Origin of the sequence: Streptomyces sp. NPDC086777, from assembly GCF_040702065.1 — a bacterium.
GTDB lineage: Bacteria > Actinomycetota > Actinomycetes > Streptomycetales > Streptomycetaceae > Streptomyces.
Genome location: NZ_JBFBJI010000037.1, coordinates 1 through 13895 on the forward strand (window position 1 = coordinate 1; position 13895 = coordinate 13895).

The window sequence follows — 13895 nt, forward strand, 5'->3', positions numbered from 1 at the left end:
GCGCGCGCCGGCCGCCCCCGGCCCGGCCACCCCCCCCCCCCCACCCGCGAAAAGGGCGGGGGGGAGGGGACTCGGGGCCCGGGCCTCCGCGGCCCGCCCCCCCCCCCCCGCGAGGAGGGCGTCGAGGAGTTGGTCGTCGGCGCCGGTGTCCTCCTGGATCATCGAGCGGAAGACCCCGGCCCGCGGCGAGTCAGCCCCTCTGCACAGCGACACCCACAGATCGTGCCCGCGTACCCGTGCGGCGAGTGCCTCGTCGGTGACGGCCGGTGCGTCGGTCTCGGGGATGTCGAGCGCCGAATACACGATCGGGTAGTACAGGTTTCCCGCGGTGCGCTGCACCACCTGCACCGGCTTCTCGCACTCCACGGCTTCGCTTGTCCGCTGCCAGGGGTTGCGTCCTGAGCAGTGCATGCCGTGCGTACCGAGGATGTCGAGCAGGTCCCGGGCCGCTCCGCAGCCCTTCGCGGTGCAGGCCACGGAGAGCGCTTCGAGTCCTGAGGCGCGTTCGGAGACCAGGAAGCGCAGCTTGTCGCGGTCGCCGCACTGCCGGCGCTCGCCCGCGTCCTGCCGGGAGTGGGCCCAGAACCACCAGTCGACGTCGCTGAGGTGTCCGGCCTGGCAGATCTGCACGAATCGCATGGGCGCGAGTGCCCGCCCCGGCGAGCAGGACGGGCAGCGCGGCGGATGCCCGGGCTTCTCGTCCGCGATGCGCCACCTGGTCATGCGCCGACAGGAGCCGCAGAAGAGCCAGGACGGGAAGCGGATGTACGGCGCCCCGGGCGCGTCCGGCGTGTCGAACCGGTCGTTGGCCGTCGCCGGGGCGGCGTAGAAACCGGTCACCCCGAGCCGGGAGGCCAGCCGGGGCGAGTCGACCCGCTGCCTGCCGCGGCTCGGCCAGTCGCCGATTCCGGTCGCGACGAACGACTCGCCCTGGATGTCGAAGACGGCTCCGACCCCGAAGGGCACCACCGTCTGGGACTGGCGTACCCGCAGTGTGCGGCTCACAGGTCGGCTCCCTTCACCATCACCTGGCATTCCCGGTCGACGTTGCGCATCGAGTTGGCCGTCTCCCACAGGCCGTATCTCTGCTCGAAGCTCTTGATGAGGTTGGACTGGCCTTTGCCCTGACTGCGGTAGTACAGCTCGCGGCCGTCCTTGCGTGCTGTGCGCGCTGCTTCCTCCCACTCGGCGAGGAGGTCCGACAGTTCCTTGCGGACGGCGTCGCCCGCTGCGGGTTCGCAGGCCTCGGCGCGCGCCGCCAGTTCCGCCACGAGGGCCTCCGCGTCGGGCAGGTGGTGCAGGATCGCCCCCGCCTGGTTCTCCGCGGCAAGGCCGAGGCGGTGCCGGACGAGGATGACGAGAGCGGCGTGCAGGGCGCGGCGCCGCGAGGGTACGGACCACGGAGTGACACTGGTCGGTTCGACATGCCGGTACAGCGAGCGGTGGTACACGTCGAAGGTCTCGTAGTGCGAACGGTCCCGCGGCCTGGTGGCGTTGAAGAAGGTGACGACGAGGCCGGGGACGGCATGCCGGCCGACACGGCTGGTGGCCTGGATGTACTCGGCCGTCGTCTTTGGCTGTCCCTGCATGAGCATCAGTGCCAGCCGCTTCACGTCGACGCCGACGGACAGCATGTTGGTGCAGGGCAGGAAGGACACCGACTCCGGATCGCCCCACCTCCTCTCCAGCCGGTCGAGCAGGACGGGTTGTTCCGCACGCGGCAGGTTGCTGGTCAGCTCCTGCACTTGGTGATCCGCCAACTTCCTCGTCCCCGTACCGGAATCAAGTCCGGCGAGCTGGGCGGGAATGTCATCGGCCGCGGCGGTGACGGTCCGGCCGAGTTCGCGCAGGCTGTGGTGGTAGGCGACGAGCGTCCAGTAGGCGTCCCGGTGTTCCTCGGGCAGCTCCCACGCGCCCTGCAGCAGGGCGGCGGCCACGGCGACGGCGGCGCGGCCCGCCGTGTGTCCCTGGGCCATGACGCCGAGGTAGCGGCGGCCGGACCGGGAGGTGTCCGGTTCCGCGAAGTACGAGTGGCGGGCGTCGAGCCCGGCGGGCGGGAAGAGCTGGACGCCGCCGCCGTAGAGGGCGCGGATCTGTTCCCCTGAGCGGCGGATGGTGGCTGTCGACGCCACGACCTTGGGTCCGATGCCGTCGGCCCTGGTGCACAGCCCCAGCACGGCGGACTCGTACAAGCCGACGGTGGTGCCGAGGGGGCCGGTGAGCAGGTGCAGCTCGTCCTGGATGACGAGGGACGGCGGCAGCTGCGTGCCGCCCGCCGCGAAGAGCCGTCCGGCGCGGGGTTCCCATGCCAGTCGGGCGAACTTGTCGACGGTGCCCAGGACGAACGTGGGCGGCCGGTCGTACAGGTGCTCGTCCACCACGGCGACGGGCAACTCGTCGTGGAAGACGCACTCCTCGCGCGGGCAGAAGAAGGCGAAGGAGTCCGCTCCGGCGCGCACGCCGTAGTCACCGATGTCGGGTGACTTGTGGGCGGGCAGGATGCGGGTGCCGCACCAGGGGCAGCGGTCGAGGATGAACACGTCGTCGGGTCGGGCGGCGGCGCGCACGTCGTCGAAGGCCGCACGGGCTCGTTCGTACGTGTTCGGGGTGGTCGTCTCGCCCACCCACAGGCCGATCGAGAAGGGCTCCTCACCGTAGACGGCAGGGTCCGCCCGGCGGAGGGTTTCGAGGGCGCAGACGGTGGTGGCCGCGCGCTGGAACTGTTGCGTGGTGAGCAGGCTCAGGGTGTAGCGGCTGAGGACCGCTGTGCCGCCGCCGTCGGGTTCGCGTCTGCGCAGTGCCATGGTGAAGGCCGCGAGCAACAGGTACGCCTCGGTCTTGCCGCCGCCGGTCGGGAACCAGATCAAGTCGGTGACGGTCCGGTCCCGGTGCCGGGGGTCGGCCACTCCGTCCAGGGCCAGCAGGAAGAACGCCAGCTGGAAGGGGCGCCAGGCGGCGTCCGGAGCCGGTGCCGGGTCCGGGGGTACGGCGTCGCGGCGGGACCGGCGCGTTCCCGCCAGATCCGGGGCTGAGTGGCGCATCTGAAGCGCCATGACGTGGTTGGCGGTGCGGAAGGCGCGCAGCAGTTCGGGGCGGGACGGATCGCAGAGGGTGCGCACGCCGGACTCGATGCGGGTGACGGCGGCGGCGATACGGTCCAGGACGCGGTCTGCGGCGGCGCGTCCCCACTCAGGGATGTCAGCGTTCAACTGCCCCACGTACCAGGCCCGGTAGTCGGCGGCGAACTCCCAGAGTTCCTCACGAAGTTGATCGACAGAGACGGCAGCGTCGGCAAGGTGTCCGAGGTTCAGCACCGGGGTGCCGCTGAGTCCCGCGGCCCGTACACCGGTGACTTCCGCCTCCGGTATGACGGCCGCGCGCAGCGTCGTGACCTGCTCTTCCGCGTCGTCGTACCGCTCCTCTACCGCGCAGCCGTGTCCGACGGCGTGGGTGCGCACGTGCCGGTACTGCAGGCGCAGTTCCTGCTCCTCCGGGTCGCGGCTGGCGAGACGGACACTCGGGTACTGGAGCACCCTACCGTCCACGGGCCGTACCTCCAGATCCACTTGGAACAGCATGCGGTCCCACTGGGCGGCCTTGCCGACGGCCGGCTCGTGCCGGGCCGCGTTGACGAGCGCCACGGTCACCAGCTGACCGGTTCCGAACGTGCGCCGCCTGACGCGGAGTTCGGCACGCGCGTCGAGGACGGTGACCTCGACGCGGTCAGGGCCGAGGGTGTGCGTCTCGGCCGGCAGCGGGATGCGCTGCCAGCTCCGGCCTCGTTCGCTCGTACCGGAGCGGGTCTCGTAGCGGGCTCCGGAACAGCGGATCTCCACGGTGGTGGCGTCGGTGTAGAAGCTGAGGCCGAGCGAGGAGGGCAGCCAGGAGTTCACTTCCGGAACCGGGTCGGCGGCGGGAGCGGTGTCCTCGGCCGCCCGCTCCGTGCCGGCACCGTCCGGTTCCTCGGCGGCCAGGTCCAACTGGCGCCGCAGATCGGCGTCCTGGGGATACAGGGTGCCCATCAGGTACTGCCGGTCCGGCGGGGCGTCGAGCGTCTCCTCGGCGCCCCCCGCCGGGCCGACGAGCTGTCTGTGCAGGTAGGCGACGAGTTCCTGTCTGGGGTCCATGCTGTTCCTTCAGAGGTACGGGGATGTGGGGCGCGCGCTTCAGGTCCGGCGCCAGCGGTCCCGGAACGTGGTGCGGGCGGTGTCGGCTGCCTGCGCCGCGGCCAGCTGTTGCTCCAGTTCGTTGATGCGGGCCCAGGCGTTGTGCTCGCTCTGGGCGATGCGCTGGGCTGCCTGCTGCTCGACGTTCTCCGCGTGCCGGCGGGCCGCCTCGACGGCCTGGTTCCGCCCGGCGAGTGCGGCCTCCGCCTGCCGAAGTGCGGCCTCGAGGTCGGAGATACGGGTCTCGGCTCCTTCGCGGTACTCCCGCAGACGGCGATCCGCCTCCCCGGCCCGTTTCCGGTGGAAGTCCGCGTCCTGGGTGGCGGCCCGGGCGGACGCCTCCGCCTCTTCCACCTGGCGGACGAGTCCCTGCCGCACCTCGTGCTGTTCCTGTTTCAGCAGCGCGATCCGCGCTCCGGCCTCGGCCCGCAGAAACCGCTCGCGGCGAGCCACTGTTCTGTCCATCCGCCGCAGCAGGGCGTCCTCAAGGGCGTCGAGCTGCCGCTCGGTGTCCGCCGCCACGGCGGCGGCACGTGCCTCGACGGCCTGCCGCGCCCGGCGCTCCTCGCCGAGGCGCTCCTCGTGTTCGAGCCGCACACGCTCCAGCTCGGCCTCGTGCTCACGGCGGAATCCGATGACGAGCTGCCCGTCGGCAGTGCTTCCCTGCCCCTCTTCCTGGACGGCACCGGGCTGCGTTCTCTCGTTCCTGTCCTCAGCGGACAGCCCTGCGTCCGCTGCCGGGGAACCTCCTGTGACGTCCACGACCGCAGCGTGTCCTGGCACGTGGTGGCTCTCCTCGCGCTCAGCGGGGAGTGCGTCACGGCAGGAGACCGTCTCGACACAGCCCGCCTCGTCGGCCGGGCCGGGTGCAGGCGACGGCGCATCGCCCGGCGCCCCCTCCGAGATCGCGGGTTCACGGTCCGAGGCACCCGCGGACGCGCCGCCCGAGTGCGCACCGGACGCAGGCGGTGGTTCCTCGGTCTCCCGTCGGTTCGGGAGGCCCGCAGCGAGTTCCCGCAGGGCGTCACGCACAGCGAGCCGGGACTCCGTGTTCACCAGCGACTTCCTGGCCAGGTATGCCGAGGGGGTCAGCCCGACCAGTGCCTCGCACGGCCGCTCGAAGAAGTCCTCGGGCCGAAGCCGGGCCCTTCTCAGCGTGTCGAAGACGCGCTGCAGGACTTCCAGAGCGGCGAGCACCTGGCGGTCCGGCATCCTGCGCTCCCGCGCGGCGCGTACGACGTCCGCTGTGGCCCGGGGACCGAGGATCACCGTCAGCTGCGCCTGCCCCAACGCCACCAGCGCGTACCGGGCCAGCCAGTCGATGCCGCCCTCGAACCTCGCCCCCAGCCGCAAGGCCTTCTCCCAGTCCGCGGTGGGCGACACCGACTCAACCGGGCCGGGCTGCTCGGACTGGTCGGGCTGCTCGGACTGGTCGGGCTGCTCGGTCTCGTCGGGATCTTCCCGCTCGGCATCCCCGACGGCCGCGGTCGGAGGCGGGGGTTCCATGGCACCGTCATGCGTGTCCGTCCCCGTATCCCTCTGGCTGTCCTCCACCGCCGTGGCCGCCTCCTCGTCGTTCCCGTACGACGGCTCGTCGGCCTGGGGCGCGCTGTCGTCGGCTCGGGACGACGACTCGTCCACCGCGGCGACAGGCTGCGGCTGGCCAAGGGCACGTCGTTTCGTCGGCCGGGCCTGCTTTCCGTCCTCCGCGGCATCCTGCGCAGTCCCGCCCTCGTTCGCGCCGAGGACCCCGACCGTCCTCAGGCGCGCCCTGAACACCGGGAGGGCCTTGCTCTCCACCTGCCGGATGCGCTCGCGGGTCACGCCGAACTCCCGCCCCAGTTCGTCGAGCGTCGAGGGCTCGTCGCCGTCGAGGCTCAGGCGACGGACCAGGACCCGGGCGTCGCGCTCGGGGAAGGTGTCCACCACCGCCATGACGTCTTCCATCAGGAGTGCACTCACCACACCTTGCTCCACCGACGGCAGAGCCTGGCGCTCCCCGACGAAGTCGCCGAGGGTGGCGCCGTCGCCGATGACCCGGTCGAGCGAATCGGTGCGCCGGCTCAGCTTTCGGATCTCCGCCACCTTCTGCACGCTCAGGTCACAGAGAACCGCCACGTCGACGACCCCGGCAGGCCGACCCTGCGCGGCGAGCGTGCGCTCCGCCGCCGCCACCTTGCGCATCTGCTCGTGCATATGGACCGGGACGCGGATGAGGGCGCCCTCGTCCGCGATGGCCCGGCTGATCTGCTGCCGCACCCACCAGGTCGCGTACGTCGAGAACTTGTTGCCCATCGTCGGGTCGAACTTGCGGGCCGCCCGCATCAGTCCGAGCACCCCTACCTGGAACAGGTCTTCGTAGTCCAGCCCCTGCTCCAGGTAGGAACGGACGAGCGAGTGCACCAGCCGCAGGTTGTGCAGGACGAGGCAGTCCCGGGCCCGGATGCGGAGGTCGCCGGGCGGCAGCGCGCACAGTTCCGCCTCCTCGGGCTCCTGTGCGACGTGGTCCGCACCGCCGCGCACGAGTACGGCCAGCCCGACCTCGGCCTCCGCGCTGAGGAGGCGGTTCTCGGGCCGCGGCTGAACGCGGTCCACGCGCAGCACGGACATGGCGGCCGCCACGGCGTCGGCGAATTCGCCGGTTTCCGGCAGGACCTCCTGCTCCGCCGCCCCCGGCCCACTCCCCGCCGTTCCCGGTTCGCCCTCCGCCGCCCCCGGCCCAACCTCCGCCGCCCCCGGTTCGCCCTCCGGCAACGACGAGACCGCCTCCGCTGTGGGCTCTCCGGCCGGGGTTTCGGCATCCCTCACCCTTGCCCCGGACCGAAGCTCGTCCGCTTCACGTGCGGTCAGCCCGGCCAGCCGGATCACTCCGTCGAGCGTCTGGGACGTCACATATCCGTCGGCGTCCGCATAGCGCATCAGAAGCGCTCGCGCCCGCCCAACACGAGCCGACACATTTTCTTCACGGAATCTTGCAACCTTTTCCGCATCTGGCGAGTCCGCGTCTACATGCACACGTGCGTCACGGACATGCAGCCCCAGTCGGGCCAGCTCGCCTCGCAGCCGGTCCTGCTCGACCTGGCCGAGCCCCAGGGGGCGCACGTGCTGTGCGAAGGCCGACTCCGGCACGACGCCGTCCACGGCCGCATGCCTCAACCGAGCCAGCAGCTCCCCGATCGCGACCTTCAAGCCGGGCCCGCCCGCCCCACCGGCGACTCGATCCTGCACGCCACCCACCCCCGTTCGCTTCACGGTGAGATTAAGGGTGTCGTGTTGACGATGTCAACGGATGAATGCTCTGTGCAACGCAAAGTGATTCGTGTACTGTGACGGCTGTCTCACTGTCCGTTCTGACACGATGGGCCGTGCGGCAGCAGACCAGGGGGCGCGTTCCGTTCCGGAACCGCGAGAACGCGAGCAAGTAGGCAGAGGAGCGGCAGTGAGCCACGAGCTCGTCGACGGCAGATTCCGCATCGGGCGCGTCATCGGCAGGGGCAACATGGGGGAGGTCCACCGGGCCGAGGACCTGCGCGCTCCCGAGGGCTCGCCCGAGCGCACCGTCGCCGTGAAGACGATCCTGCGTCGCCGCACCGGAGGCCGGATCGACACCGGCGGCGACACCAAGGCCGTGGAGCGCTTCGCCCGCGAAGTGAACATCATGCGCCTGCTGGAGCACCCCAATCTCACCCGGCTCGTCGCGGGCGGCATCGCCACGGACTGCGACGACCTGCCCTATCTCGCCATGGAATACCTGGACGGCGAGTCGCTGCGCGACCTCATCGAGGAGGAGTCACAGCTCCCGGTCGCCTGGACCGCCGCCATCGGCGCCCAGATCGCCGCCGGCCTCGCCGCCGCGCACGCGAAGGGCGTGGTCCACCGGGACCTGAAGCCCGCCAACGTCATGCTCACCCGGGGCGGCACGGTCAAGGTGCTCGACTTCGGCATGGGCAGCATCGTCGACGACCCGGACCAGACCCGCCTGACCAGCACCGGCGTCAGCGTGGGCACCGCCCGCTACATGGCGCCTGAGCAGTGCCAGGCCAAGCAGGTGACCCAGGCCGCCGACCTGTACGCGCTGGGCTGTGTGCTGTACGAGATGCTGGTCGGCGTTCCTCCGTTCACGAGCGAGTCGGCGTACGAGCTCGCCGAGCGGCATGTCCACCAGGAGCCCAGTCCCGTCCGCGCGATCCGCGGTGACGTCCCCGCCGAACTCGCCCGCCTCGTCGACCGGCTGCTGGCCAAGGACCCGGCGAACCGCCCCGCCGACGCCGTGACCGTACGGGACGCCCTGCTCCCCCTCGCCGTACCGGCGGACGAGACCTGCCTCGTCCCCTCGTGGAGCGAGCAGGACCCGACGCTCCCCCTGCGCGAGGCCGCCCCGGCCCCGGTGCCCGTCCCGCTGCAGCAGCCCGCCCCGGTGACCGGCTCCGGCGCCGGCATGGACGTCTTCGGGGTCCACCAGAATCTGATCCGCGACTACCGCTCCTTCACCGAGGGCGGCACCGTCATCCGCGACGAGCGCATCAAGGCCTACGTCGAGAAGGACCTGGACGACAAGTCCCAGTGGCCGAACCCCTGGCTGTCGCTCAACCCGTTCTTCCAGGGTGGCGGCACGGTGGTCGAGCTCGCCCAGCAAAAGGTGCTGCACCCTGAGTGCGCCCGCATCTTCCAGGCGAAGAAGACCGAGGGCGGCACCGTCTGCGACGGCAGGCCGCTGCTCCTGCACCGGCACCAGCGCGACGCCATCGACGCCGCCGCCTCCGGGGCGTCGTACGTCCTGACGACCGGCACCGGCTCCGGCAAGTCGCTCTCCTACATCGTCCCGATCGTCAACAAGGTGCTGCACGAGCGCGACGAGGAGGGCCCGGACGCTGCGAAGCGCGTGCGGGCGATCATCGTGTATCCGATGAACGCTCTCGCCAACAGCCAGCTGCGGGAGCTGGAGAAGTTCCTGCGCGACGGCTACGGCGCGGGCCGCGAGCCGGTCACCTTCGCCCGCTACACCGGCCAGGAGGACGACGAGAAACGCAAGGAGATCCGCGACAACCCGCCGGACATCCTGCTCACCAACTACGTGATGCTGGAGCTGATGCTGACCCGCCCGGCCGACCGGGCGAGCCTCATCAGAATGGCGCGCGGCCTGGAGTTCCTCGTCTTCGACGAACTGCACACCTACCGCGGCCGCCAGGGCGCCGACGTCGCCCTGCTGATCCGCAGGGTCCGCGAGGCCTGCCAGGCGGAGAACCTGCAGTGCATCGGTACGTCGGCCACCATGTCGACCGAGGGCACGCTGGAGGACCAGCGGCAGGTGGTCGCCGGTGTGGCGAGCACGCTGTTCGGCACCACGGTGCGCCCCGAGCACGTCATCGGCGAGACCCTGGTCCGTGCGACGGGCGAGGCGCCCGACACCGTACCGGCCGAACGCCTGACCTCCCCTGCCCCGCGCGCCTACGACGACCTGGCGCGCGACCCGCTGGCCCGCTGGATCGAGGACCGCTTCGGCCTCGTCGCGGACGGCGCCACGGGCCGCCTGGTACGCCGGCCGCCGACCCAGATCGAGGTCGCCGCACGCGAGCTGCACGAGACGTCGGGCGTCGACGAAGAGCAGTGCGCGAAAGCGATCCGAGCGACGCTGGAGGCCGGCTCGCAGGCGCTCAACCCGCGCAACGAACGGCCGCTGTTCGCGTTCCGCCTGCACCAGTTCCTCTCCAAGGGCGACACCGTCTACGTCACCCTGGAGGACAAGTCCTCCCGCCACCTGACCCGCTCCTACCAGCTCGAACAGCCCGGCAGCGGCGGCAAATTGCTGATGCCGCTGGCCTTCTGCCGGGAGTGCGGCCAGGAGTACCTGACCGTGTGGCGCACGGAGAAGGACGGCGAGGTCCGCTACGAGGCGCGCCGCGACACCTCGGCGACCGGCGGCCGCCAGGGCGACGGCTACCTCTACCTCGACCACGAGCGCGAGTGGCCCTCCAACGTGCAGTACGCGGTGGACGACCGCCGACTGCCCGAATCCTGGCTGGAGTTGGACGACAAGGGCCAGGAGGTCGTCAAGCGCGCCTACCGCGACCGGGTGCCGAGGGCCGTCACCGTCGACACGTTCGGCCGCGAGGGCCAGGGCGAGCTGAAGGCCGCGTTCATCCCGTCGCCTTTCCTGTTCTGCCTGCACTGCGGTGTGGCGTACGAGCAGACGCGCGGCCGGGACTTCGCCAAGCTGGCGACGCTGGACCAGGAGGGCCGCTCCTCCGCGACCTCGCTGGTCTCGGCGTCGATCGTGCGCTCGCTGAAGTCGGTGCCCGAGGAGGCCCTCGACAAGAAGGCGCGCAAGCTCCTCACGTTCGTCGACAACCGGCAGGACGCCTCCCTCCAGGCGGGCCACTTCAACGACTTCGTGCAGATCACCCAGCTGCGCGGGGCCCTGTACCGGGCAGCCCTGGACGCCGGCGACGACGGGCTGCACCACGAGGAACTGGCTACGGCGGTGGCCAACGCGCTCGCCATCGCCCCCGCCGACTACACCGGGGAGAGCGAGCTGCCGCCGTCGCTGGCCCGCAACGCGGCCCGCACACTGCGGGACGTGATCGCCTTCCGGCTCTACCTGGACCTGGAGCGCGGCTGGCGCATCACCATGCCCAACCTGGAACAGACGGGCCTGCTGGAGATCGACTACGAGGACCTGGACTGGGTCGCCGCCAAACAGGACCGCTGGGAGGGCACGCACCAGGCGCTGCGGGACGCCGACCCGGCACTGCGGGCCGAGGTCATGAAGGCCCTGCTGGACGACATGCGCCGCTCCCTCGCCATCGACGTGTCGTACTTCCGCGACGACGCCTTCGACTCCCTCCAGCGCGCCAGCGAGGAGCGGCTGGTCGACCCGTGGGTGCTGTCCTCCGCCGACAAGCCCCGGGTCGGCACCGCCTACCCGCACCCCTCCCGGCGGGGCACGGACCGTTCGAGCCTGTTCCTCTCGGCGCGGGGCAGGTTCGGCAAGTTCCTGCGGCGCACCGACCGGACCTTCCGCGACCTGGACCAGGACGACCTCCAGCTGATCATCGCGGAGCTGCTGAAGGTGCTGACCAAGGCGGGCCTGGTCAAGGAGGTGGAAGTCGCCCCGCAGCGTGCCGGCCGTTACCGCAGGGCGTCTTCCGCGGCCATGACCGGCTACCGGGTGGCCGCCCAGTCACTCGTCTGGCGCGCCGGCAAGGGCGAGTCGGGCGCGCACGACCCGCTGACCCGCACCTACCAGAGCGGCGACGGCCCGCGCATCAACACGTTCTTCCTCAAGCTGTACCGGGAGACCGCCGACGCCCTGTCCGGCCTGTACGCCCGCGAGCACACCGCCCAGGTGTCCCCGGAGGACCGCGAGGCGCGCGAGGAAGCCTTCCGCAAGGCGGAGCTGAAGCTCCTGTACTGCTCTCCCACGATGGAGCTCGGCGTCGACATCTCCGAGCTCAACGCGGTGATGATGCGCAACGTGCCGCCCACGCCCGCCAACTACGCCCAGCGTTCGGGCCGCGCGGGCCGCAGCGGCCAGCCCGCGCTGGTGACGACCTACTGCGCGACGGGCAACAGCCACGACCAGTACTACTTCCGCCAGCCCTGGCGCATGGTGGCGGGCGCGGTGGCCCCGCCCCGTCTGGACCTGGCCAACGAGGACCTGGTCCTCTCCCACCTCCAGGGCATCTGGATCGCCGAGGCCGGCCTGCGCCTGGGCCGTTCCGTCCCGGACGTGCTCGACGTGTCGTACCCGGATTCCGGCGACCGCCCGGACCCGGCTCTGCACCTGCTCCCGGACATCCGGGACGCGGCCCATGACGACGGTGCCCAGCGGCGCACGGTCGACGCGGCGCTGCGCGTCCTCGGCCCGCTGTTCAGGGACTTCGCGGACACCACGTGGTGGCACGACGACTGGATCGACGACAAGGTCCGCACCGTCGCCGAACGCTTCGACCGCGCCTTCGACCGCTGGCGCAGCCTGTTCCGGGCCGCCCTGGACGACCAGTACGTCCAGAACAAGCGCCGCCTCGACTACAGCCTCACCGAAGGCGACCGCAACCGCGCCAACGCCCGCCGCCGCGAGGCCGAGACCCAGCTGAACCTCCTCATGAACGAGAGCGTCGACAGCAAGTCGGTCCTCTCCGACTTCAACCCCTACCGCTACCTCGCCTCCGAGGGCTTCCTGCCCGGCTACAGCTTCCCGCGCCTGCCGCTCGCCGCGTACATCCCGACGATCGGCCGCCGCCGCGGCGACGGCGACTACCTGCAGCGCCCCCGCTTCCTCGCCATCCGCGAGTTCGGCCCCGGCTCGCTGATCTACCACGAGGGCGCCCGCTACCAGGTCACCCGCATCCAGCTGCCGCCGGACTCCTCCGGCGAGCTGACCACGGGCGAGGCCCGCCGCTGCGCGAACTGCGGCTACCACCACGAGCCCAAGGAACGCGAGGACCGCTGCGGCTTCTGCAACGAGCCCCTCGGCGCCGCGACCTACGGCCTGCTGCACCTGCACACCGTGTACACCACCCGCCGTGAGCGGATCTCCTCGGACGAGGAGGAGCGGCGCCGGGCCGGCTTCCGGCTGGAGACGTCGTACCGCTTCCACGACCACGGCGTCCGCAAGGGCCGCCTCAACGCGACGATCGCCGCCCCGGACGGTCGGCTGGCGCAGATCACCTACGGCGACTCCGCGACCGTCCGCATCACCAACACCGGCCGGGTGCGCGCCCGTACGGACGAGCCGCCGGGCTACTGGCTGGACCTGGCCGACGGCCGCTGGATGAAGGACAAGGACGCGGCCGAAGCCGTGGGCGACTTCAGCGAGTTGCCGCCGGTCGACGAGGACGGCAACGAACGGCGCCGTAAGAAGCGCGTCATCCCGTTCGTGGAGGACCGCCGCAACATCCTCGTCGTCACCCTCGACGAGGCGCTGCCCGAACCGATCGCGCTCACGCTCATGTACGCCCTGGAGCGGGGCATCGAGGCCGCCTTCGAGCTGGAGGACGCCGAACTGTCCAGCGAGCTGCTGCCGCCGGACGACGGCCCCAGGCGCCGCATCCTCTTCATGGAGGCGGCCGAGGGCGGCGCCGGCGTGCTGCGCCGCCTCCAGGCCGAGGACGACGCCCTCGCCAAGGCGGCCAGCCGAGCCCTGGAGATCTGCCACTTCTCGGCGGACGGCAAGGACGAGGGCGACGAGGAACACCGCCCGGGACGGGCCTGCGCGCGCGGCTGCTACGAGTGCCTCCTCACCTACGGCAACCAGCTCGACCACGCCCAGATCGACCGGCACACGGTGGCCGGGCTGCTGGTGCGGCTGGCGTCGGCGACGGCGCAGCGGGAGTCGCGCGGCGAGTCCCGGTCGGAGCAGTACCGGCGACTGCTGGCCGAATCCCCGGCCGCACCCACGGCCGTCGAGGCGTCGGCAGCCGAACTGGCCGCGCAGGGCGACTTCCTGGGCTGGGCGAAGGTCCGCGGCCTGCGGCTTCCCGACGAGAATGACGTCTTCCTGACCGACGCGAACGCGGCCCCGGACTTCGTCTACCGACTCCCCGGCGCCAACGTCGCGGTGTTCGTCGACGGCCCCGACACCGAGGCGAGCGCGCTGCGCGACGCCGACGCCGAGGAGCGGCTGTTCGACGCCACCTGGGACGTGGTCCGCTTCCCGCACGGCGGCGACTGGGACGCCATCGCCGCCGCCAACACCCGCTACTTCGGCTCCCCGGCCGCCCACTAGTC

At 71.5% G+C, this 13895-nt stretch carries 3 protein-coding genes and 1 pseudogene; 1 reads left to right on the forward strand and 3 read right to left on the reverse strand.

The window, feature by feature from the left end; translation table 11 throughout:
* The 3 genes and pseudogenes from AB0472_RS36230 to AB0472_RS36240 form a co-directional block, all read right to left on the reverse strand.
* Window positions 1-1005: pseudogene (locus AB0472_RS36230) on the reverse strand (hypothetical protein); the annotation flags it as partial.
* Window positions 1002-4127: a helicase-related protein gene (locus AB0472_RS36235; protein WP_366363026.1), complete on the reverse strand. Its 3126-nt coding sequence runs from the start codon at window positions 4125-4127 to the stop codon at window positions 1002-1004. The pseudogene AB0472_RS36230 and the gene AB0472_RS36235, both read right to left, overlap by 4 nt.
* A gap of 39 nt (window positions 4128-4166) precedes the next feature.
* Window positions 4167-6974: a sigma-70 family RNA polymerase sigma factor gene (locus AB0472_RS36240; protein WP_366363027.1), complete on the reverse strand. Its 2808-nt coding sequence runs from the start codon at window positions 6972-6974 to the stop codon at window positions 4167-4169.
* A 631-nt stretch (window positions 6975-7605) separates the two neighbouring features.
* On the opposite strand from AB0472_RS36240, the gene AB0472_RS36245 reads away from it, so the two are divergent.
* Window positions 7606-13893 (forward strand): protein kinase, encoded by a 6288-nt coding sequence (locus tag AB0472_RS36245; protein ID WP_366363029.1) that lies wholly within the window; start codon window positions 7606-7608, stop codon window positions 13891-13893.
* Window positions 13894-13895: the final 2 nt, after the last annotated feature.

Coding starts and splice junctions, on each gene's coding strand:
- AB0472_RS36235 (WP_366363026.1), bottom strand. CDS start 4,127: ATGGACCCCAGACAGGAACTCGTCGCCTACCTGCACAGACAGCTCGTC.